The sequence below is a fragment of the Salinibaculum rarum genome (assembly GCF_030505615.1).
Classification (GTDB): domain Archaea; phylum Halobacteriota; class Halobacteria; order Halobacteriales; family Haloarculaceae; genus Salinibaculum; species Salinibaculum rarum.
Window position 1 is genome coordinate 2,418,928 of record NZ_CP129992.1, and the last position, 20,364, is coordinate 2,439,291.

23 protein-coding genes are annotated in these 20,364 nt (G+C 63.7%); 13 read left to right on the plus strand and 10 right to left on the minus strand.

Translation table 11 applies throughout. The annotated features are described in order from the left end of the window. Positions 1–7: 7 nt before the first annotated feature. The gene (purD, locus tag QYL91_RS12575) at positions 8–1,300 is read right to left on the minus strand and encodes a phosphoribosylamine--glycine ligase (protein ID WP_302080845.1); all 1,293 of its coding nucleotides are present in this window, start codon (positions 1,298–1,300) and stop codon (positions 8–10) included. 88 nt (positions 1,301–1,388) lie between these two features. Between purD and QYL91_RS12580 the strand changes: the two genes are divergently transcribed. Then, positions 1,389–3,518 (plus strand): thioredoxin domain-containing protein, encoded by a 2,130-nt coding sequence (locus QYL91_RS12580; protein WP_417750567.1) that lies wholly within the window; start codon positions 1,389–1,391, stop codon positions 3,516–3,518. Between the two features lie 7 nt (positions 3,519–3,525). Here QYL91_RS12580 and QYL91_RS12585 read toward each other — a convergent pair whose 3' ends face one another. Then, positions 3,526–3,912, minus strand: coding sequence for a thioredoxin family protein (locus QYL91_RS12585; protein WP_302080846.1), 387 nt, complete (start codon positions 3,910–3,912; stop codon positions 3,526–3,528). Positions 3,913–4,054: 142 nt separating this feature from the next. On the opposite strand from QYL91_RS12585, the gene QYL91_RS12590 reads away from it, so the two are divergent. After that, positions 4,055–4,960, plus strand: a complete 906-nt coding sequence (locus QYL91_RS12590; RefSeq protein ID WP_302080847.1) for a PLP-dependent cysteine synthase family protein — start codon at positions 4,055–4,057, stop codon at positions 4,958–4,960. Here the strand turns inward: QYL91_RS12590 and QYL91_RS12595 are convergent, their stop codons facing one another. The 5 genes from QYL91_RS12595 to cyaB all read right to left on the minus strand — a co-directional run bounded on the left by QYL91_RS12595 (position 4,961) and on the right by cyaB (position 9,903). Further along, complete coding sequence (locus QYL91_RS12595; protein ID WP_302080848.1) at positions 4,961–5,518, minus strand: DUF5804 family protein; 558 nt, start codon at positions 5,516–5,518, stop codon at positions 4,961–4,963. 32 nt (positions 5,519–5,550) lie between these two features. After that, complete coding sequence (locus QYL91_RS12600) at positions 5,551–6,333, minus strand: helix-turn-helix transcriptional regulator (RefSeq protein ID WP_302080849.1); 783 nt, start codon at positions 6,331–6,333, stop codon at positions 5,551–5,553. Between the two features lie 530 nt (positions 6,334–6,863). Beyond that, positions 6,864–8,042, minus strand: a complete 1,179-nt coding sequence (locus tag QYL91_RS12605; protein ID WP_302080850.1) for a tRNA sulfurtransferase — start codon at positions 8,040–8,042, stop codon at positions 6,864–6,866. A 51-nt stretch (positions 8,043–8,093) separates the two neighbouring features. Continuing rightward, the gene (locus tag QYL91_RS12610) at positions 8,094–9,296 is read right to left on the minus strand and encodes a methionine adenosyltransferase (RefSeq protein WP_302080851.1); all 1,203 of its coding nucleotides are present in this window, start codon (positions 9,294–9,296) and stop codon (positions 8,094–8,096) included. A gap of 61 nt (positions 9,297–9,357) precedes the next feature. Next, positions 9,358–9,903 (minus strand): class IV adenylate cyclase, encoded by a 546-nt coding sequence (cyaB, locus tag QYL91_RS12615; RefSeq protein ID WP_302080852.1) that lies wholly within the window; start codon positions 9,901–9,903, stop codon positions 9,358–9,360. A 114-nt stretch (positions 9,904–10,017) separates the two neighbouring features. Here cyaB and QYL91_RS12620 point away from each other — a divergent pair, with 114 nt between their 5' ends. After that, positions 10,018–10,971, plus strand: coding sequence for an FKBP-type peptidyl-prolyl cis-trans isomerase (locus tag QYL91_RS12620; RefSeq protein WP_302080853.1), 954 nt, complete (start codon positions 10,018–10,020; stop codon positions 10,969–10,971). A gap of 76 nt (positions 10,972–11,047) precedes the next feature. On the opposite strand, the gene pyrI is transcribed toward QYL91_RS12620, so the two are convergent. Continuing rightward, on the minus strand, positions 11,048–11,509 hold the full coding sequence (gene pyrI / locus QYL91_RS12625) for an aspartate carbamoyltransferase regulatory subunit (protein ID WP_302080854.1): 462 nt from the start codon (positions 11,507–11,509) through the stop codon (positions 11,048–11,050). After that, entirely contained in the window at positions 11,506–12,420 is a 915-nt protein-coding gene (pyrB, locus tag QYL91_RS12630; RefSeq protein ID WP_302080855.1) for an aspartate carbamoyltransferase, read from the minus strand. The genes pyrI and pyrB overlap by 4 nt, the downstream gene beginning before the upstream one ends. A gap of 81 nt (positions 12,421–12,501) precedes the next feature. On the opposite strand from pyrB, the gene QYL91_RS12635 reads away from it, so the two are divergent. The 5 genes from QYL91_RS12635 (at position 12,502) to QYL91_RS12655 (ending at position 16,448) form a co-directional block, all read left to right on the plus strand. Next, positions 12,502–13,203: a MinD/ParA family ATP-binding protein gene (locus QYL91_RS12635; RefSeq protein ID WP_302080856.1), complete on the plus strand. Its 702-nt coding sequence runs from the start codon at positions 12,502–12,504 to the stop codon at positions 13,201–13,203. A gap of 42 nt (positions 13,204–13,245) precedes the next feature. Next, positions 13,246–13,875 carry an RAD55 family ATPase gene (locus QYL91_RS12640; RefSeq protein ID WP_302080857.1) on the plus strand — a complete coding sequence of 210 codons (630 nt, stop codon included), beginning with the start codon at positions 13,246–13,248 and terminating at the stop codon, positions 13,873–13,875. Continuing rightward, the gene (locus QYL91_RS12645) at positions 13,876–14,004 is read left to right on the plus strand and encodes a hypothetical protein (protein WP_302080858.1); all 129 of its coding nucleotides are present in this window, start codon (positions 13,876–13,878) and stop codon (positions 14,002–14,004) included. Positions 14,005–14,087: 83 nt separating this feature from the next. Further along, on the plus strand, positions 14,088–14,933 hold the full coding sequence (locus QYL91_RS12650; protein ID WP_302080859.1) for a hypothetical protein: 846 nt from the start codon (positions 14,088–14,090) through the stop codon (positions 14,931–14,933). A 93-nt stretch (positions 14,934–15,026) separates the two neighbouring features. Then, positions 15,027–16,448: an FAD-dependent oxidoreductase gene (locus tag QYL91_RS12655; RefSeq protein WP_302080860.1), complete on the plus strand. Its 1,422-nt coding sequence runs from the start codon at positions 15,027–15,029 to the stop codon at positions 16,446–16,448. On the opposite strand, the gene QYL91_RS12660 is transcribed toward QYL91_RS12655, so the two are convergent. Further along, positions 16,449–17,015 carry an NUDIX hydrolase gene (locus tag QYL91_RS12660; protein WP_302082866.1) on the minus strand — a complete coding sequence of 189 codons (567 nt, stop codon included), beginning with the start codon at positions 17,013–17,015 and terminating at the stop codon, positions 16,449–16,451. 174 nt (positions 17,016–17,189) lie between these two features. Between QYL91_RS12660 and QYL91_RS12665 the strand changes: the two genes are divergently transcribed. The 5 genes from QYL91_RS12665 (at position 17,190) to QYL91_RS12685 (ending at position 20,299) form a co-directional block, all read left to right on the plus strand. Then, positions 17,190–17,372 carry a DUF1918 domain-containing protein gene (locus QYL91_RS12665; protein WP_302080861.1) on the plus strand — a complete coding sequence of 61 codons (183 nt, stop codon included), beginning with the start codon at positions 17,190–17,192 and terminating at the stop codon, positions 17,370–17,372. 6 nt (positions 17,373–17,378) lie between these two features. Continuing rightward, complete coding sequence (locus QYL91_RS12670; RefSeq protein ID WP_302080862.1) at positions 17,379–17,810, plus strand: RNA-binding protein; 432 nt, start codon at positions 17,379–17,381, stop codon at positions 17,808–17,810. After that, the gene (locus QYL91_RS12675) at positions 17,810–18,529 is read left to right on the plus strand and encodes an RNase P subunit p30 family protein (protein WP_302080863.1); all 720 of its coding nucleotides are present in this window, start codon (positions 17,810–17,812) and stop codon (positions 18,527–18,529) included. Before QYL91_RS12670 ends, QYL91_RS12675 begins: the two co-directional genes overlap by 1 nt. 51 nt (positions 18,530–18,580) lie before the next feature. Then, complete coding sequence (locus tag QYL91_RS12680) at positions 18,581–19,663, plus strand: glutamate--cysteine ligase (RefSeq protein ID WP_302080864.1); 1,083 nt, start codon at positions 18,581–18,583, stop codon at positions 19,661–19,663. A gap of 111 nt (positions 19,664–19,774) precedes the next feature. Next, entirely contained in the window at positions 19,775–20,299 is a 525-nt protein-coding gene (locus tag QYL91_RS12685) for a helix-turn-helix domain-containing protein (protein WP_302080865.1), read from the plus strand. Positions 20,300–20,364: the final 65 nt, after the last annotated feature.

Genomic DNA, 20,364 nt, shown 5'->3' on the forward strand with positions numbered 1-20,364 from the left:
CAGTCGATTACTCGCCGCGAAGTTCCGCCATGTGGTCGATGCGCTGCTGGACGAGGTCGGGCTTGCCGATGTCGTGGCGGATGCGCAGTCCCTCCTCGCCGGCGACGGCCAGCGCGCCCTCGGCGATCTCTTCTGCGTCGGTGATGGTGTCTGCGACGCCGACGACGGCGAACGACCGGGACGTGGTCGTGTAGATGCCGTCCTCGCGTTCGTCGACGCTGGCGTAGAACAGGATTGCCTCGCCTGCCGACTCCTCGTCAACTTTGACCAGGGCGCCGGATTCGGGGTCGGTCGGGTAGCCCTCCGGGACGGCGTACTTGCAGACGGTGGCCTGGCGCTGGAACTTCAGTTTCGGCAGGTCGTCGCCGTCACGGGCCGCGGTGAGTACGTCGAGGAAGTCAGTCTCCAGGACGGGCAGGGTGTTCATCGCTTCGGGGTCGCCAAACCGGGCGTTGAACTCGACGACTTTGATGCCCTCTGCGGTGAGCATAAACTGGCCGTAGAGAACGCCCTTGTAGCCGTCGAGCGCGTCGACGGTGGCCTGCATGACGTCGACGGCGTCCATGTACTCGGATTCGCTCAGGAAGGGCAGTTCCAGCGAGGAGTCGCTGTACGAGCCCATGCCGCCGGTGTTGGGTCCTTCATCGCCCTCGTAGGCGCGCTTGTGGTCCTGCACGGCGGGAGTTACACGCAGGTCGCCGTTGGCGACGAAGCCCTGGATGGTGAACTCCTCGCCGACGAGGCGCTCTTCGAGGACGATGCGGTCGTAGTCAGAGGCGCGGATGTACTCCTTTGCACCCTCGGCGTCGACCTGGTCGCCCATGACGCGGACGCCCTTGCCACCGGTCAGGCCGGCGGGCTTGACGACGAGGTCACCGTCGTACTCGTCGATGTACTCGCAGGCGGCGTCCATGTCCTCGAACGTCTCGAAGTCCGGACAGCCCGGGATGTCCTCGTCTTCCATGAAGCGCCGCTGGAAGGCCTTGTCCGTCTCGATGCGGACCTCCTGCTCCTGTGGGCCGAAGGTGTAGATGTCCGCGTCGTCGAGTGCGTCAGCGACACCCGCCTCGAGTGCGGCCTCTGGGCCGATGACGGCGAGGGACGCGCCGGCCTCCCTGGCGAAGTCGACCACTGCGGGCGGGTTCGTCGTATCGAGCGTCTCGAACCCCTCGGCGAGTCGCGCGATGCCGGGATTTTTGTTGCCTGCACAGGCATAGAGGTCGACGTTCGAATCGGCAAGCGCGCGAGCAATCGCGTGCTCGCGGCCGCCACCGCCGACGAGCAGCACTGTCTCTGTCATATCTCGAAGGGTGGTAGGCGGCGACGTAAGCGTTTCCACTCATTCCCGCGACCAATCGCTTTTGGGTCCCGCGCCCGGACTGGTGTGCATGACAGACCCAACCCAGCGAAATCGTCTGGACGAGGAACAGTCCCCCTACCTCCAGGCACACGCCGACAATCCCGTCAACTGGCAACCGTGGGACGACCAGGCGATGGAGGCGGCCCGCGAGAGCGGGAAGCCAATCTTCCTCTCGATTGGCTACGCCGCCTGTCACTGGTGTCACGTCATGGCCGAGGAGAGTTTCGAGGATGAAGCCGTTGCGGAGGTGCTCAACGAACACTTCGTCCCGGTCAAAGTCGACCGGGAGGAACGACCAGACGTCGACAGCATCTACATGTCTATCTGCCAGCAGGTGACCGGTCGCGGCGGGTGGCCGCTGTCCGCGTGGCTCACGCCCGACGGACGCCCATTTTACGTCGGGACGTACTTCCCGAGAGAGCCAAAACGCGGCCAGCCAGGCTTTCGCCAGTTGCTCGAAGACATCGCGGCGTCGTGGAACGACCCCGAGGAACGCGAGGACATGGAGACGCGAGCCGACCAGTGGACCAGCGCCATCGAGGGCGAACTCGAAGAGGTCCCCGACCAACCCGGCGAAGCCCCCGACACCGTCGCCATCGAGAACGCCGCAGAGGCAGCAGTGCGGGGAGCAGACCGCGAGCACGGCGGGTGGGGAAGCGGCCAGAAATTCCCGCAAAACGGTCGATTGCACATTCTGATGCGAAACGCCGCCCGCGGCGGGCGCGAGGAGTACCAGCAGGTCGTCACCAAGACGCTCGACGCGATGGCGAGTGGCGGACTCTACGACCACGTCGGCGGCGGCTTTCACCGGTACACGACCGACCGCGACTGGACAGTACCCCACTTCGAGAAGATGCTCTACGACAACGCCGAGATTCCCCGGGCGTTCCTGGCTGGCTACCAGTTGACCGGGAACGAGCGATACGCCGACGTCGTCACGGACACGTTTGCCTTCCTCCAGCGGGAACTCCAGCACCCAGAAGGTGGGTTCTACAGCACGTTAGATGCCAGGAGTGAGGGTGAAAGTGGCGAACAAGAGGAGGGCGCATTCTACGTCTGGACGCCCGAGGAAGTCCGCGATGCCGTCGACGACGAGACGGCCGCGGACCTGTTCTGTGACCGCTACGGGGTCGTCCCGGGCGGGAACTTCGAGAAGGGCCAGACCGTACTGACCGAGCGGACCAGCGTCGACGAACTGGCCGAGGAGTACGACATGGACGCGGCAAACGTCGAGGCTGCCATCGAGCGAGCGCGCACGCAGGTGTTCGACGCACGGAGCGAGCGCCCGCGGCCCGCCCGCGACGAGAAGGTTCTGGCTAGCTGGAACGGTCTCACCATCTCCGCGCTCGCCGAGGGCGCGCTCGTCATCGACGACTCCTATGCCGACGTTGCCGCCGACGCCCTCTCCTTTATCCGCGAGCGACTTTGGGACGACGACGAGATGCGGCTTCAGCGGCGGTTCAAGGACGGCGAGACGAAAATCGACGGCTACCTCGAAGATTACGCCTTCCTCGGCCGTGGCGCGTTCGACCTCTACCAGGCGACCGGTGAAGTGGACCATCTGGCCTTCACGCTGGCGCTGGCCCGCGCCATCGAGGAGCGGTTCTGGGACGACGAGGCCGGCACGCTGTATTTCACTCAGACCGGCGGGGAGTCACTGGTGGCCCGGCCACAGGAGGTGACCGACCAGTCGACCCCCTCCAGTGCGGGCGTCGCCGCCGAACTCCTCCTCTCGCTGTCGCATTTCACGCCAGACGACCGCTTCGAGGAGATAGCGACGCGAGTCATCGAGACACACGCGGCGAAGATAGACGCGAACCCGCTCCAGCACGCGTCGCTGACGCTGGCTGCAGACCGGTTGGCGACGGGGTCACTGGAGTTGACCCTCGTCGCGGACGAGGAGCCTGCCGACTGGCGACAGGTGCTGGCCACCCGCTATCTGCCGACGAAGCTACTGGCGTGGCGTCCCGCTGATGATGCGACGTTCGAACAGTGGCTTGGGACCCTCGAATTGGACGAGACGCCGGCAATCTGGGCCGACCGAACGCCACAGGACGGCGAGCCGACGGTGTACGCCTGTCGGTCCTTCACCTGTTCACCGCCGCGTCACGACCTGGGCGACGCGCTGGCGTGGGCCGACGAACAACTGCAAGAATAGGCCGTCGTTACTGGGTGTCGACGTCGCCGAGCGCCTCTTCGATATGGTCGGCGAGATAGACGGCAATCGGAACTGACTCTTCTTCGACGAAGCGCGCTATCTCTTCGCCGTCATATTCGACGACCACAGTCGGAATGAGTTCGATGTCGTACTCGTCGACGCCGGGCCCCTGTTTGTCCTCGTCGAGTTCGTAGTGGACGACGTTCTCGTCCGGTACATCTGCCGCATCGAGTGCGGCCCCGAAATCCGGGAGCTGTGACCGACAGTCTTTGCACCAGTCACCGCCCCAGACGCGGACGGTGATATCGTCCCCGTAGGCCTCGAACACGGCGACAGTTTCGGCGTAGGCATCCTGTACCCACACCGGGTTCGGTTCCATGGTTTCAAGTGGCATATTACAACGTTGGGCGTGCCGTGGGTTAAGAGTATTCGTCAGACAGTTCCAGTGGGACAGACGTGCACGGTCGAAACCGCGACGACGGCACGCCCTGCCGGTGGCAGGCAGAGTTTAAACGGGCGTGGCATACGCCTCGCCAATGGACGAGAGTATCCTCGACACTATCGGTTCTCCGCTGGTCGCCGTCGAGTCACCCGAGGGAACGACGATAGCCGCGAAAGTCGAGTCGTTCAATCCGGGCGGGTCAGCCAAGGACCGGCCAGCGATGGCGATGGTCGAAGCGGCCGAAGAGCGCGGCGAGCTATCGCCGGACGACACCATCGTCGAGCCGACGAGCGGGAACACCGGTATCGGACTCGCGATGGTCGGGGCGGCGAAAGGCTACGACGTAACCCTCGTCATGCCCGCCTCGAAATCGCCCGAGCGCAGACAGATAATGAAAGCCTACGGCGCCGACCTCGAACTCATCGAGGGGACGATAAGCGACTGTCGCGAGCGCGCCGACGAACTCGACGAACAGGACGGCTACGTCCAGATGCGGCAGTTCGAGAACGCCGCAAACCCCGATTCGCACTACGAGACGACCGGTCCCGAAATCGTCGAGCAAGTCGGCGACCGGACCGTCGACGCACTCGTCGCCGGCGTCGGCACTGGCGGCACGATAACGGGCATCGGTCGCCGACTCCGCGAGGCGTTCCCCGAAATGGACATCGTCGCCGTCGAACCCGCTGACAACGCCGTCCTCTCGGGTGGAGAACCGAGCGACGACGACTTCCAGGGCATGGGCCCGGGCTTCGTCAGCGAGAACCTCGACGTGGACCTGCTGGACAGCGTGGAGACGGTCACCATCGAGGAGGCCGAAGAGGAGTGTCGCCGCCTCGCTCACGAGGAAGGCATTCTCGTCGGCCAGTCCTCCGGTGGGTCGCTTGTCGCGGCAAAACGCGTCGCCGAGGACCTGCGCGGCGATATCGAGGACCCGCTGGTCGTGACAGTCTTCTGGGACTCGGGGGAGCGGTACATGTCCACCGGGATGTTCGAGGCGTAGCTAGGCGTCGAACTCGGATTCGGTGAGGCGGACGACGAGTGTTTCATCGACGTCCCGCAGGTCGTACTCGGGAATCATCTCGCCGGTCCGGGCGACCAGCATCGGTTCGACGAGCCGCGGCGGACGGTCCTGTGTTGGCTCGGCCGTCTCGTCTACAGCGTTCGACTCATCCTCTGTTCCGCCAGATTCAGTCGACTCTTCGGCGTCGGTCTCGTCCGCGCCGGGGTGGTCGATACCGTAGACTTTGAGATACCGGTCGATGGTTTCTTCGTCGGCTTCGTCCGCTCGGATTCTCGCCGCGAGGTCCCGTGAGAGCCACTCGTCGTCGCTAATCGACGGTTCGAGGACGAGCGCTTCCTCGACGAAGCGGACGAGATACCAGTCGAGGTCGTTGAGCAGGGCCACGGCAGCACCGAGGCTGACCGTCTCGATGCCGATAGCGTTCTCGAAGGGTTCCCGGAGGTCGTAGGTGACGAGCGCGTTCCGGGACGTTTCACGCGAGAGTAACTCGTACCGGAGATTGACGTCGTCGTCACCGACCAGACAGACCCGGGTCATACACGGACCGAGACGGGCGTGATAAAAGGCGGTTACGCTCGTCCCTCGAGTCGCTCTACTGGCGTCGCCTGTTCGAGATACGACTCGTATTGCTCGCTGGCCCACTGGCGTGCGTCGTCGTTATCGGTGACGATGAGTCCCTGGACACCCGTCGCGGCGTTTGGCATCAGTCCGGTGTACTTTTCGTCTGCCGTCTCCGCAATCCAGAGTGTGTACGGCGGCGCCGTTGGGAGTTCGTAGAGACTGTGCCCGGGCCCTTCGAGCGACGATAGTTCGTCCCGATAGCGGTCGGCCATCGTGTCCAGTACGTCTTCGGGAACGGCCAGCTCGACCGTCTTCCCGTCGTTTGCCCACTCTTTGATAGCCTCTACGCATCTCGGAAAAACCGCGGGACTGAGCGTCTTGACCTGCGCTGCCCTCGACATGGTCTCTGCTGCCAGTTCGAGTGGCTGGTGGGGGTCGTGTGACTCCGCTCGCCGGACCCGCGCGTCTTCGAGCAAATCGAAGGAAAACGGAACGTCCGGTGGCAACATCGCCAGAACCTCCAGTGCCTGCTGGATAGGCTGGAGGTCGTCGAGATACGACTGGTGTTGCTCGTGGACGGCTTTTCCGGCCATGGTTAGCTGGTATCGGTCGTCCGGGCGAGAAACGAAGTTGCACCGCTCCAGGTCGTCGATGGCGCGGTCGACTGTCGAACGCGACGTGTTCAGCCGGTCGACGAGTTCGGGCTTGGTTGCAGGACTGTCGTCGAGTGCGTCGAGAAAGTCATGCCGCTTGATTACTAGCTCTTCGATTTCCGAGACAGACGGCACCATTGGTCGATTGTTCTGGCCGGCATCATTTACTTATTTTTGTTTAATATATACTTCTTACATTGACGTGCCGACCCCGACGTGTGACTATCATCAAAACGTAGAGCAGTAGAAAATAGATGTTGGACCACAATAGAGGGTATCAAAGCTAGTTTGAGATAGATTTTATATGTATACCATCACTTGAAAAAATTACCGCGTCCTGATTCCCCTCTGTCTGCGTATATTTCCTCGGAGATTGAATCGCTCTCGGAGTCAGTCGATACAGAATCGTCACCGTCCGGGGATTCTCCCGGGCGGTTGGCATATATACCGATGCGGTAGAAGGCCATCTTGGGCCCGGGGCACACTGGGCCTGGACTGGCGAGCATGCGAGGGTAGACAGCACCTGTGCCTCTGACACCACATGTGGTTCGGCGCTACCGTCGTGTGCTCGCCAGTGTCGGAGTGTTGAACGGCACTGCCTGGGGAGAGAGGCCCCCCGTTCGGACTTCGTGCGGTAACCCGAGCGCGACACGCTGTCTCGCTGGGGGTTATTTTTTGACGGCACTCGCCGCTTCGCGGACGAGCGAATCGATATCTGCTGGTTCGACCTCCCGGACTTCGGCAAGCGAAGCGGCTGTCTCCGGGTAGGAGGGTGCGACCCGATTGCAGCCTGCGGGTATCGTCGCATCGTCGTAGGTCCCAATGTTCCGTGCACGTTCCGTAATCGTCGATTTGTCGAGTGTCAGTAGGGGGCGGTGGACTGGAAGGTCCGTCGCGGCGCTGGTCACCCGGAGATTCGCGCTCGTCTGACTCGATTTCTGGCCGATTGCCTCGCCAGTCACGATGCCGACGGCGCCCGCCCCGTCGGCCACGGCCGCCGCGACGCGAAGCATGAACCGCCGGAGAACGAGCATCCGATGTTTCTCCGTGGCATCGACGATTGCCTGGACTGCCTCTCCCCCCGGTGCGACTCGCAGCGACAGGTCCCCACTCGGCGCGTACCGTGCGAGTGCCTCGGCCGTCGATTCGGCGCGGGCACGGTGGTCGGGACCGCCGTACTCGCCGAGGTCGACATACAGCGGGACGACTGGACAGCCCCGGCGCATCATCTCCCACGCTGCCACCGGCGAATCGATGCCGCCACTGACGAGTGCGACGACTGGCCGCTGTGTCCCGTAGGGCAATCCGCCAGGCCCGTCGCGTTTCTCCAGAAAGACGTAGGCATCCTCGGCCCGGCATTCGACGAAAAACGTCACGTCCGGGTCGTCCAGGTCGACAACCGGATCGAGACCAGCAGCCTCAGCAGCCCGCCAGACTGCCGCGCCGCCCTCCTCTTCTAGTTCCTTGCTCGAAAAGGGATGTGCGCCGGTCTGTCCGGCCCGCCGTGCCCGGACAGCGAAGGTGCCACCGGTGTACACTTCTCGTGCAGTCTCGGCGAGACACGACGAGATGGCATCGAGTGTCGGGTCCGTTCGAACGGCGGGACTCGCCGAGACGACACCGAACGTGTCGGTCACCGCGTCGGTCACCGCCTCGATGCGGTCGCTATCCGAGCGGACGTACAGGCGCGTTCGCTCGCGCTCGACGCGGTCGTCGAACCCGCGGTCGAAAAGAATCGCCGCGACGTTGTCCCGGAGTTGCCCCTCCATCTTCCGGCCGACCTGTTCGCTTTTCGTGCCGATTTCACCGTGCCGAACGAGAACGGTGTCGGCACCCGGCGGATGCATGCTCCGTCGTTGCGCAGGCGGAGATAAACAGGCTTCGTTCGCTTCGAGCCCTCAGAACGTCGAGAGTTCGCCTTCGATGACGCGCTTTGTCAGTTCGGTCACGTCGGCCAGTTCCTCGTCGATTGCCGCTTCGATGTCGGCCTCGATGTCCGCGACGGTGACACCGTCGACGGTGACGACCTCCGCGTCGGCGACGTGGGGCTTGTCGATCGGCTGGCCGATCTGGCTGAGCAGGCGAACCTGGAGCTGTCGGATGCCGTCGACCTCGTCGGCGACGGTCTGTGCGACCTCCGTCGAGAGGAGGTTGTAGATTTTCCCGATGTGGTTGACCGGATTCTTCCCGCTCGTCGCTTCCATACTCATCGGCCGGTTCGGCGTAATGAGGCCGTTGGCACGGTTGCCACGGCCGACCGAGCCGTCGTCGCCCTGTTCGGCGCTGGTCCCGGTCGTCGTCAGGTAGATAGAGCCCTCGTCGTAGTCGTCGGCCGTGTTGACGTGGACGGTCACGTCGCGGTCGGTGTACTCCTCGGCCAGCCCCGTCACGTACTCACGGACCCCTTCGACGGCTTCCTGGTATGCCTCCATCCCGTCGATGTATCGGTCTATCATCGCAACGGCGACGGTGACGTCGATGTGGTCGCCCTCGCGCTTGCCCATGACCTTGATGTCCTGCCCGATTTCGGGATGGCTCTCGCCGTACTCGGTGTCGAGACGGCGCTCGGTGTTGTAGACGATCTGTTCGGTCTCGGAGAGGGGTGCGTGGCCGACCCCGTAGCTGGTGTCGTTTGCCATCGGGACCGCGCCGTCCTCGCCGAACACTTCCTGGAGGTCGCCGCTGCCCTCGCCGAGTCGCACGTCGACGATGATGTCCGACCCGACGTCCAGTTCGGGGAACGTCTCGTCGAGGTACTCCCGGGCGGCGTTGAGTGCGATGGTCTCCGCGGGGATACGCTCGCCCTCGTAGCGCTTGGTCGCGCGCCCGACGATAAGCAGGTAGATTGGTTCGAGCATCTCGCCGCCGCCGAAGGCCGGCGCGGCCGACCCGGCGACCAGTTGCGTCTCGTCGGTGTTGAAGTGCAACACTGTGCCGACCCGGTCGAGATACGCCTGCGCGAGCGCCTTCGAGACGGTCTCTGCGACGCCGTCACAGATAGAGTCCGGGTGTCCGACACCCTTCCGCTCGACGATTTCGACATTCTGGTCCTCTACCGCCCGCCCGGCGGCTTTCTGGACGTGGATATTCCGCTCTGTCATTGTCAGTTCGCTTTGTAAGCACCGGGTCTATACCTTTCGGTAACCACAGCGTACAAAAGAATTACTCAGAAGCATCTTCTTCGAGCAACAGGCCCAGATACGAGGTGCGAATCTGCTCGTCGGGGTCGAGGCCGAGCGTTTCCATCACGTCGCGTGCGCCGTCGCGAGCGGCGTCGATGTCCGCTTCGACCTCCGTCTCGACTTCGACGAACTCGCCGAGTCCGTCCACGGAGTCGAGGGTCACGGTGTACTCCCGAATCCGGAATCGGGTTCGCTCCTTGTGAACCTCCGCAGCGGGTTCGTAGCCAAGGCCGGCCAAGATGGCTTCGAGTTCTTCGCTGTCCGCAACGGGTGTTTTCGCCTCCTCGCGGGTCTTCGAGGATTCGTCAACGAGTGGTCCCTTGTAGGTGAGTCTGGTTTCGGTGCCTTCATCGCTCCGTTCGGTCCGGACGCGCAGCGCCTCGTCCGTCTCGGCGAAGTTCCGGTCGGGCGCGTCGTAGTAGACGTCAGCCTGTTCGACGGTCCCGACGCGGGTCGCCCCCGCCTCTTCGAGTCGTTTTCGGACATCCTCGTGGTCGGCCCGAACTTTCAGTTCGACCTCGTACATACGGCCTGAGACGTGGGCATTCGACAAAAGCGGCCGGAAACGGTCCGCGCTGGGTGGGTCGTCTGACCGGGGCGAAACGTTGTGCTTAAGAGTGCAACGACAGAGAGAGACGGTATGAGCAACGACTCCGAGGCCACGGCGGCCGACGACGAGACAGCGGACGAAGAGACCGAGAACGAGCAGGTAGACGGGCTTCAGGAAGACGATTTCATCAAACTCGCCTACACTGCCCGCACCGTCGAGGACGGCGACCTCGTGGACACGACCGACGAGGACGTCGCCGAAGCAGAAGACGTCGACACCGAGGACCAGGAGTTCGCTCCGCGGACCATCGTCCTCGGCCAGGGCCACATCTTCGAATCCGTCGAGGACGACATCGTCGGCAAGGACGTCGGCGACTCCGGCAGTGTCGTCGTCCCGGCCGAGGAAGCCTTCGGCGAGTACGACGACGAGGAAGTCCGCACCGTCAGCAAGGACAAGATTCCCGAGGACGACCGCTACCCCGGTGCCCAGGTCCAGATTGACCAGCAGCAGGGCTTCATCGAGACCATCATCGGTGGCCGCGCGCGCGTCGACTTCAACCACCCGCTGGCCGGTGAGGACATCGAGTACGAGTACGAAGTCATCGAAGAAGTCGAGGACCGCGAGGAGAAGGCCCAGGGCATCATCTCGATGATGCTCGACATGGAACTCGACGTCTGGTTCGAGACCGACACCGTCGAAGAAGAGCAACTCGTCGAGGACGAAGACGACGAGGAGGAAGACGAGGACGCAGAACCAGAGTTCGAGACCGTCGAAGTCGAGAAAGAGACCCTCTACATCGAGGCGACGCCGCAGCTCTCGATGAACCAGCAGTGGATGATGGGCAAACAGCAGATCGCCCAGCAGCTCACCGACCTGCTCGACATCGACCGCATCATCGTCCAGGAAGAGCTCGGCGGCGGCATGGGCATGGGCGGTATGATGGGCGGTATGGGCGGCATGGGCGGTGGCGACGTCGACCTCGAAGAAGCGCTCGAGGACGCCGACATCGACGCCGACGAACTCGCCGAAGAGATCGACGAGTAACTCCCGAATCGCGGCAGTTTTCTTTCACAGAACGGTTCGTGAGCGAGGCGTCCGCGCGTGAGTGACGGAGGACCGGTCAGACCAGAATGTGTGCGGCGAGGTCCTCCCGGATGATGGTGTCACAGTACTCACAGCGGACACCGTCGTCGAGGACGTCAAACCGGGAGGCGACCGGTTCGTCCTCGGTCGTGATACAGTTGTGGTTGGGGCATTTCAGCACGCCGGTAACCTCGTCGGGCCGCTCGACGCGGTTCTTGTCGACCACGTCGTAGTCGCGGATGATATTGATGGTCGCCGCGGGCGCGACCAGCGAGAGGACGTCCAGTTCGCTCTGTGAGAGTTCCCGGCCCTCGATTTTGACGACGTCTTTGCGGCCCAGTCGGTCCGAGGGGACGTTCATCCCGATAGAGAGCACGTCGTCGCCCCGGCCGTCGATGCCGAGGATAGCAAGGACGTTCAGCGCCTGGCCGGCGGAGACGTGGTCGATGACGGTTCCGTTCTCGATTTTGCTGACCCGAAGGGCTTCTTTATCAGTCATTGGTCACCTCCAAGCAGCAGGTCGAGCAGCGCCATCCGCACGGGGACGCCGTTGTGTGCCTGCTGGAAGTACGTCGCGTGGTCTGTCTGGTCGACGTCGTGTTCGATTTCGTCGACGCGCGGCAGCGGGTGCATCACGGTCAGGTCGTCGCTTGCCGCCGCCAGTGTGTCGGTGTCGATCTGGTACTCGCCGGCGACCTCGCGGTACTCGTTCTCGTCGGGGAACCGCTCTTTCTGGATGCGCGTGACGTAGAGCACGTCGAGACTCGGCAGAATCTCGTCGAGCTGTGTGTGCTCTTTGATAGACGACCCTGCCTTGTGGAGGTCGTACCGGACGTTCCGCGGGAGTTTGAGGCTCTCGGGGCTGATGAAGTGCTGGCTCGCATCGAAGTTCGTCAACGCGTAGGCCAGCGAGTGGACGGTTCGACCGTACTTCAAATCGCCCATGATGCCTATCGTCAGGTCGTCGAGGCCGGCGTTCTCGCGGATAGTATAGAGGTCGAGCAGCGTCTGGGTCGGGTGCTGTCCGGCCCCGTCGCCGGCGTTGATGAGCGGGACGTCGACGAATTCGGTGGCCATCTTCGCGGACCCCTCGCTGGGGTGACGGAGCACGAGCGCGTCGGCGTAGCCCTCGACGACGCGGACGGTGTCGGCGAGACTCTCACCTTTCTGGACGCTCGAGTACTCGACCGGTCCCATGTCCACGATGTCGCCGCCGAGGCGTTTCATCGCGGCGCTGAAACTCATTTTCGTCCGCGTGCTGGGTTCGTAGAACATGAGCCCCAGCAGGGTGCCGGCGTGGCGCTCGCTGTACGCCGCGGGGTCGTCGGCGATGGCGCTCGCACGGTCGAGAACCGCCTCGATGTCCTCCCGTGCGAGGTGTTTCGCGCTGATGATGTGGTCCTGCCGCATTGCCCGAAGGGGCGTCCCGGACGCTCTTGAATCTCCCGGACCGCCCCAGCATTTATCAACGAATTGCCGACCACTCCCCCTATGTTCGCAATCGCAGGCGGGAAAGGTGGCTGTGGGAAGACGACAACGGCAGTCGGCGTCGCTCGCGCGCTCGCGTCGCGCGGCGCGGACCCACTCGTCGTCGATGCCGACGTGGGTATGCCGGACCTGCACATCCTGACCGACGTAAGGGCGGTGCCAAATGCGGACGACCTCGCGGCCGGGGCACACGTCGAGTGTGTCTGCCAGCAGCCACCGGATGCACCCGGTGTTGCCATCGTCCCGGCAGGAGAGGCCGCGGCGACTGCGACAGCACTGGCCCGCCTCGCAGAGTGGCACGGCCCGGTCTTGGTCGACTGTCCCGCGGGCGCGAGCGAAGACGCGACTGTGCCGCTCCGGGCGAGTGACAGGACGGTGCTGGTGACGACCGATACGCCCCAGTCGCTATCGGACGCAGCGAAGACCGCACGCGTCGCTGCCCGACTGGACGCTTCGGTGTGTGCGACGCTGATTCGGGGGCCAGATGCAGACGCCGTCTCGTCGCCGACCGACTCGGCAGTGACCGAACGCGTCGCCGACAGCCCGGCCGGGGCCGTCCTGTCGGACCCGAACTTTCGGCTCGCCTGCCGTTCGATAGCAGAACTGATAGATTCTGCTGGCCGGCAAGAATCCCCCAATCTGCGCAATACTCGCCGCCAAACCCGCGTTTCGTCTGGAGGTTCCGTATTCGCTGACGATAATTAAGGCGGAATATTTAACGGGGGGTAGCCGATATTTCTTACTGGCATGACAAACCGGTTGCGGACCGGGATAGACGTGCTCGACCGCAAGCTCGACGGGGGGATACCAGCCGGCAGTATGGTCGCGCTGACGGCCCATCCCGCGAGCCAGGCCGAGCTATTTCTCTACGAACTCACCGCAACCAGAGGGACGCTGTGGCTCTCGCTCGACCGCACCGCCGAGGCCGTGACGATGAGCATGGAGAACACGCCCGCAGAGACGGGTGACCCGACGGTGCGACACATCTCGGGGGAGGCACCGCTCGACAACGCCGGGAAACTCATCAGCGCCCTCCCCGAGACGTCGAATCTCATCGTCGACCCGCTCGACGTCCTCGAATCCCAGGAGCCGCCATCGCGATTCCGGAGTTTCATGAACGACCTCCAGAATCACATTTTCAACACCGATAGTCTGGCTATCCTGCACTGTCTGGACGGGCGGTCGGTGCCGCCACTCCGGGACACGACAGAGCACTTCGCCGACGTGGTCTTTGACTTGCAGACCGACGCGACCGGCGACGAGGTGAAAAACCAGCTTGCGATTCCGAAGTTCCGTGGCGGCCGCGCTCCCTCGGACATCATCAAACTCGACCTCGTCGAGGAAGTCTCGGTCGACACCAGCCGCGACATCGCCTGAGTGTCTGACCGTTCCCCGGAAAAACTATACGCCAGCGATTCGTTCTGTCAAGTGATGTCGAAGAAGCTCAAACTGGTCGTCGCTCTGGTCGCAATCGTCCTCGCGTACAAGTTCACGCAAAGCGAATAGACGGTCCCGACCCGCCGGACGTATCGCACCTCAATCACCTTCTCTCGAACGCCTTACGTACCCGCCAGCCGTTAGTGGGTCGCATGTACGGCGTCGTCACGCGAAACGAGCCAGAGCTCTCCTGGGACGGGTTCGACCGGGCGTTCTACGAGATGAAAGACGTGACCGGCCGCGCCACCGAACCGGTCACCAACGGTATCAACATGATTTCCTGTTTCGGCGACAACGCCGCTGTCGAGGGGAATCCCGACGTGGCGTCGGTCAGCGCCGAGGGTGACCTCGCGACCCGCGAGCGAACCTACTTCGACTGGGACTACGTCTGCCCGACCCACGAGGAGTACCGGCGCGGAATCCTCGAAATGGTCGAAAGCGCCGCCAGCGACTACCCGGACGTGCGCCTGGACGATGTCGGCTTTGCGCGCCCGGAGTACTGTCACTGTGACCGCTGTAACGAGCGGTTCGCCGACAGCGAGTACGAGGACAGACAGGAGTGGCGCGCCAGTGTCATCACCGAGTTCGTCGCCGAGGCCCGCGAACTGATTCCGGGGGACCTCTATCTCACGCTCTATCCGGACCCCTACGAGGGGCACCTCTACGAGCGCAGTGGGCTCGACATCGACGCGCTCGCGGAGTACGTCGACGAGTTCGTCGTTCCGCTGTACGACATGGCGTACACGACGACCTACTGGGTCGAGGTCATCGCGAGTGGCTTCGTCGACCGCTTGCCGAAGCCAGTCAGTATCGAACTCTACGCAGTCGACGTAGACATCGACAACCTGATTCACGCCGTCGAGGTGGCCGACGAGTACGCCGAGTCGGTCCTGTTTGGTTACGACGCCTCGCAGGCACGCGCCACGCTCCGCCGGATGCAGGCCGACCAGCAAGACGGCGTGAGCCACGGCGTCGACGTCGTCGACGAAGACTCGTAATCTGATTTCCGGCCGCGAACTCACGGAAGTGTTCGGAGACGAGTGGCGGGTGGATACTCAACCCTTAGGTGCCCGCCCCGTCATGATGGGTGTATGTCCGACCCCTTCGTCGTCGTCGGCGGTGACGCGGCCGGTTTGAGCGCCGCAAGCAAGTGCAAACGCGAGGACCCCGACCGAGAGGTCATCGTCTTCGAGAAAGACAAGTGGGTGTCCTTTGCGCACTGCGGGATGCCCTACTACATCAAAGGCGAGGTCGACTCCCAGACCGACATGCTGTCGCTCTCGCCGGAGGAGATCGAGGAGCGGGGCATCGACCTGCGCCGACAGTACGAGGTGACCGGCGTCAACACCGACGAGCAGTACGTCACGTACAACACACGCGTCGGGAAGACAGTCAGGCAGGCCTACGGTGACCTCCTCGTGGCGACCGGGGCACGCGCCGTCACCGGTCCCTTCGACGGCATGGACTTAGACGGTGCGTTCACGCTCCATCACATGGACTCGGCGGCCGCAATCCGGGCGTACCTCACCGACCCGGATGAGGACCACGGCATCGACAACGAGTTCGTGGATACGTCGCTCGTCGAGAAATACGCAGATATGGTCCCGCCGGAGACCGTCGCCATCGTCGGCGGCGGCTACGTCGGTGTCGAGATGGCAGAGGCGTTCCACGCCCACGACCTCGATATTCACCTCTTTCAGCGCTCGGAGCAGGTGTTGCCGCCCTTCGGCGAACCCGTTGGTGAGGCCGTCGCCGAACGACTCGAAGCGAAGGGAATCACACTGCATCTCGGGACGGAAGTCGAGCACCTGTCCGGCACCGACCACGTCGAGGAAGTCGTCGCCGAAGACGGGTCCACGGCGGTCGACTGTGCCCTGGTCGGCATCGGCATCAAACCGAACACGGGTATCGTCGACGGGACGGACGTCATGGTCGGGGAGTCGGGCGCCATCTCCGTCGATGACTTCGGGCAGACCACCGCGGACCGAATCTTTGCCGCCGGCGACTGCGCGGAGATGCGACACGCGGTCACCGGCGACTACGACTGGGTGCCACTCGGACTGACTGCCAACCGGGCCGGCCGAGCCATCGGACAGACCATCGCCGGCGACCCCGAGCCAATCGGCGATATCGCCGGGACAGCCGTCGTGAAGGCGTTCGAACTGGAGTGTGGCCGAGCCGGAATCATCGACCACGACCGGGCGCGGGAGGCCGGATTCGACCCGGTCTCGGAAACGGTCACGACCGGGTCCCGGTCGGGCTACTATCCGGGCAACGAGGAGACTGTTGTCCACCTGACCGCCGACCGCGAGACGGGACAGGTGCTCGGTGGCAGCATCGTCGGCGAAGACCGCGCCGCCATCCGCATCGACACGCTCTCGACGGCACTGGAGGCGAACATGACCGTCGCGGAACTCGAACGGCTCGATTTGGCCTACGCGCCGCCCTTTAGCCCCGTGTGGGACCCGATTCTCGTCGCCGCGAAGGTTCTCCGAGGGACCGTAGAAGAGTAGTCAGTCGCTGCGTCGGTCGCGCCACCGCCTGAGTTGTTCCCGGTCACGCGTATCTTCAGGCAGGTCGCTGAACCACTGAGCGGCCGTGATTTCGTCGTCCGGGTCGGCGACCGTCGGGTCGTCGCTCTCGCGGTGGACCGTCGCCTCGAAAACGGGGAGGACACCCCACGTCGAGTGGTCGCCGCTGACAAACTGGACAGAACCGAGCAATCCCATCCCATCGTAGGCGGCAGTGACTCCCGCTTCCTCTTCGAGTTCGCGTTCTGCACCCTCCCGGAACGTCTCGCTCGCTTCTGTCTCCCCGCCGGGCAGGACCCACATCCCGACGCCGGCGTGACGGACGAGGAGGAGTTGGTCGGACGGGCGAGTGACCAGCGTATGTGCGCCGTACGGCGCGCCGTTTTCCTGGATTCGGCTGGCGACGGTTCGGAACCGAGGACGGGAGACGTATTTCGTCGTCTCGAAGGTCAGCGTCTCCTCGTATCGGTCCTGCAGGTCGTGGTAGGTCTGCTCGGCCTGCTGGGCGGCCTCGTCGGCCAGATACCAGAGGTCGTCGAGGGACGTCATCGTCGCGGCTGAATCCGAGACTGCGCCTGCGAGGCCGACCCGGACGTAAAGCGAACGCGCTGCATCATGTCGCGAGATTCGAGCGTCGGCGATAAAAGCCTTCGACCTGGACCGGGCGATTCGCCCACGTACCGAATCAGTCCCTTTTTGTCGAATCATCGATTACCGCGGTGTATGACATTCGAAGAAGACGACGAGGTAATCCTCAACGACGAACACAGCGAGTACGACGGCGAAACGGGGACCGTCACGCAGGTGATGGAGACGATGTTCGGGGACGCGACCTACACCGTCGATTTCGAGGACGGCAACGAGCAGGGCGTGCCCGAGGACAACCTCGAAGCGGCCGAGGAGTAGGTGACGATGTCCTCGATTCCGTTTCACTACTTCGACCTCCGCGCGTTCTGCTATGTCACCGAGGACGACAAACGGGTCGAGGACGCTCTCCGGACGTTTCTCCCCGAAGAGTTCGAGATTCAGCGCGCCGAGTCGGCGGGCCACTACGGCGACAGAATCCTCGTCCTCTCGGCACGCGTCGAGCGAAGCCGGGAGATGCAGACGGTCCTCGACAGTCTCGGCGACCTCGGTGCCGACGAACTCGACAGAGTACAGGCGGAACTCGACGAGCGCGTCAACGAGAACTGTGCCTTCTTCCTGACGCTGGACAAGCAAGCCGCGTACAACGGTGAGGTGGCACTCGGCGACGGCATCACGCTTCGCGGGAAAGTCGAAGCGTACCCGGCGAAACGCGAGTCAGCCATCGAGAACGCCCAGGAAGCCATCGAGGAACTGTGATGTACGAGGCGGTCCACGCCCTCCCCGACGGCGACAGCACCGTCGCCCGGATGGCACTGACCGCCAGCGACTACGGCTACGACGGCATCGTCGTTGCCAACCACGGCGACAGCCCCGCATCCTACGACCCCGAGGCCATCAGCGACGAGTACGGCATCGACCTCGTCACCGGCGTCGAAGTCCGGGCCGACGACCCCTCGCGGGCGAGCGGGTTCGTCGGGAACCACCGCGAGAACCAGACCATCGTCGCCATCCACGGCGGCGACCCGAAGATGAACCGCTTTGCCGTCGAACAAGCGGCCGTCGACGTACTCGCACACCCGATGGTCGGCGACGGGGATTTCAACCACGTGCTCGCCCGAGAGGCCGCCGCGAACGGCGTCCGGGTGGAACTTTCCTTTGCTCGGGTTCTCCGCCGTGATGGCGGACAGCGCGTCCAGGCGATTCGCAGCCTGCGGAAACTGCACGAACTAGTAACACACTACGACACCCCCTACGTCGTCAGTGCCGGGGCAACGAATCACCTGCAACTGCGTGCCCCGCGTGAACTGGTCGCACTCGGTGAACAGATAGGGATTCCCGGCGAGGACGTCGAGACGGGACTCCGGGAGTGGCAACGCCTGGCCGAGCGCAACCGGGGGCGCCACTCCGATGCGTTCGTCGAACCGGGCGTGTGGCGCGGGTCGTGCCAGGACGCGGACGAAACGGACAGCAGTTGACAGGTGCGTATCCAGAATACTTTAGCCGCGGGACAAACAAGCAGAAGCGAGATGGAAGGCGGCGCTGCCGAGAACTTCACCCGGATGGGGACGCTTGGTATCGAGGAGGAGTTTTACGTCGTCGACGAGCGTGCCAGACCGACGGCTGGCACCGACGAACTCGTCTACGAGTCAGAGCCGCCCGAGATTCTGGAAGACAGGCTCGACCACGAACTGTTTAAGTGTGTCATCGAGACACAGACGCCGCTCATCGAATCGCTCTCGGACGCACGGGAGAAACTACTCGCCGTCAGAAACGCCCTGATAGACCACGCTCGCGAACACGGCTTCGACATCGCCGCCGCCGGACTTCACCCCGAGGCGGACTGGCGCGAACTCGCCCACGCGACCAAACCCCGGTATCAGGCCCAGCTCGACCGCATCCAGTACCCCCAGCACCGCAACACGACGGCGGGTCTGCACGTCCACGTCGGTGTCGACGACGCCGATAAGGCCGTCTGGATTGCCAACGAACTGCGGTGGTATCTCCCGCTCATGCTCGCGCTCTCGGCGAACTCGCCGTACTGGTGTGGCTTCGATACCGGCCTCCAGTCGGCACGCGCAAAGATTTTCGAGGCACTCCCCAACACCGGCGTCCCGACGGCCTTCGACTCCTACGAGGACTTCGCCCGCTTCGAGGAGACGATGCTCGAGACGGACTCGATTCGCGACCGGGGCGAACTCTGGTACGACGTCCGCCCCCACACTGGCCACGGGACCGTCGAAGTGCGAGCCCCAGACGGCCAGAAAGACCCCGACCGCGTCCTCGCGTTCGTCGAGTACGTCCACGCGCTCGTCGAAGACCTGAGCGCACGCTACGACGACGGCGAGAGTGGCACAGACCATCGGCGGGAACTGCTCGACGAGAACAAGTGGCGGGCGATTCGCCACGGTCAGGACGCGCGACTGCTCGGGTCGGACTTCGAGACGACGCTCGGCCTGGGAGAGCTAGTCAACCGGGAGACGTCCCGACTTGGCGTGTCCGGCCTCCGTGACCTCTACGACCGGGAAAGCGGGGCGACACGGCAGCGGCGGCTGCGAGACGAGGAGGGCGTCGACGAGCTCTGTCAGTCGCTGGTCCTCGAAAAGCGATAGGAACGCCCACAGTCTGTTCTAACGGTCAATCTGAGTCGAGTATACGCCCAGAGAGACGGGGAGCCAAGGGTTTTTATCGGGGTGTCGCTTTCGACCTTACAGAAGCAACGTATGTCTGCGGATGATACGTCAGAATCTGACGAGACGGAGGGGAGTGTCGACGCCGCCGGAGACGGGTCGACGGGAGACGTTCGCCAGCGCATCGAACGCGAGGCCGACAGGGCGATCGAGCAGTTCGACGACGGGGTCGTAGACGTTCTCGGCTGGCTCCTCGATACGGAGACGCGGGCCCGTATCTACGTGTATCTCAGACAGCATCCACAGAGTACGAGCGACGAGGTCGCCGATGGGACGGGACTCTACCCGAGCACCGTCAGAGAAGCACTCGCGGAACTTCACGAGGAAGAGACCGTCGAGCGACAGAAACGCGAGAGCGACGGCGCGGGGAACAACCCCTACGAGTACAGCGCCATCGCGCCGAGCGACCTGGTCGGGGCCGTCGTCAGTGACGTACAGGCCCAGCTCAACGCCGTCTGCAAGCTCGACAGTCAGTTCGACGACGAGGCGACGCCCGCCGACGCAGAGTCCGACGAGGGACCAGTGACGATCACGGTCGAAGACGAACGAGCGGAGTGAGTCTGTCGCGTGATTGAGACCCGACGGGGAGAGTCGAAGATTCTAAACGTTAACGCACCGTGGCG

Excerpts from the sequence above, each read along its gene's own strand:
- purD (WP_302080845.1), bottom strand. The coding sequence starts at position 1,300 with ATGACAGAGACAGTGCTGCTCGTCGGCGGTGGCGGCCGCGAGCACGCG.
- QYL91_RS12580 (WP_417750567.1), top strand. The coding sequence starts at position 1,389 with ATGACAGACCCAACCCAGCGAAATCGTCTGGACGAGGAACAGTCCCCC.
- QYL91_RS12585 (WP_302080846.1), bottom strand. The coding sequence starts at position 3,912 with ATGCCACTTGAAACCATGGAACCGAACCCGGTGTGGGTACAGGATGCC.
- QYL91_RS12590 (WP_302080847.1), top strand. The coding sequence starts at position 4,055 with ATGGACGAGAGTATCCTCGACACTATCGGTTCTCCGCTGGTCGCCGTC.
- QYL91_RS12595 (WP_302080848.1), bottom strand. The coding sequence starts at position 5,518 with ATGACCCGGGTCTGTCTGGTCGGTGACGACGACGTCAATCTCCGGTAC.
- QYL91_RS12600 (WP_302080849.1), bottom strand. The coding sequence starts at position 6,333 with ATGGTGCCGTCTGTCTCGGAAATCGAAGAGCTAGTAATCAAGCGGCAT.
- QYL91_RS12605 (WP_302080850.1), bottom strand. The coding sequence starts at position 8,042 with ATGCATCCGCCGGGTGCCGACACCGTTCTCGTTCGGCACGGTGAAATC.
- QYL91_RS12610 (WP_302080851.1), bottom strand. The coding sequence starts at position 9,296 with ATGACAGAGCGGAATATCCACGTCCAGAAAGCCGCCGGGCGGGCGGTA.
- cyaB (WP_302080852.1), bottom strand. The coding sequence starts at position 9,903 with ATGTACGAGGTCGAACTGAAAGTTCGGGCCGACCACGAGGATGTCCGA.
- QYL91_RS12620 (WP_302080853.1), top strand. The coding sequence starts at position 10,018 with ATGAGCAACGACTCCGAGGCCACGGCGGCCGACGACGAGACAGCGGAC.
- pyrI (WP_302080854.1), bottom strand. The coding sequence starts at position 11,509 with ATGACTGATAAAGAAGCCCTTCGGGTCAGCAAAATCGAGAACGGAACC.
- pyrB (WP_302080855.1), bottom strand. The coding sequence starts at position 12,420 with ATGCGGCAGGACCACATCATCAGCGCGAAACACCTCGCACGGGAGGAC.
- QYL91_RS12635 (WP_302080856.1), top strand. The coding sequence starts at position 12,502 with ATGTTCGCAATCGCAGGCGGGAAAGGTGGCTGTGGGAAGACGACAACG.
- QYL91_RS12640 (WP_302080857.1), top strand. The coding sequence starts at position 13,246 with ATGACAAACCGGTTGCGGACCGGGATAGACGTGCTCGACCGCAAGCTC.
- QYL91_RS12650 (WP_302080859.1), top strand. The coding sequence starts at position 14,088 with ATGTACGGCGTCGTCACGCGAAACGAGCCAGAGCTCTCCTGGGACGGG.
- QYL91_RS12655 (WP_302080860.1), top strand. The coding sequence starts at position 15,027 with ATGTCCGACCCCTTCGTCGTCGTCGGCGGTGACGCGGCCGGTTTGAGC.
- QYL91_RS12660 (WP_302082866.1), bottom strand. The coding sequence starts at position 17,015 with ATGACGTCCCTCGACGACCTCTGGTATCTGGCCGACGAGGCCGCCCAG.
- QYL91_RS12665 (WP_302080861.1), top strand. The coding sequence starts at position 17,190 with ATGACATTCGAAGAAGACGACGAGGTAATCCTCAACGACGAACACAGC.
- QYL91_RS12670 (WP_302080862.1), top strand. The coding sequence starts at position 17,379 with ATGTCCTCGATTCCGTTTCACTACTTCGACCTCCGCGCGTTCTGCTAT.
- QYL91_RS12675 (WP_302080863.1), top strand. The coding sequence starts at position 17,810 with ATGTACGAGGCGGTCCACGCCCTCCCCGACGGCGACAGCACCGTCGCC.
- QYL91_RS12680 (WP_302080864.1), top strand. The coding sequence starts at position 18,581 with ATGGAAGGCGGCGCTGCCGAGAACTTCACCCGGATGGGGACGCTTGGT.
- QYL91_RS12685 (WP_302080865.1), top strand. The coding sequence starts at position 19,775 with ATGTCTGCGGATGATACGTCAGAATCTGACGAGACGGAGGGGAGTGTC.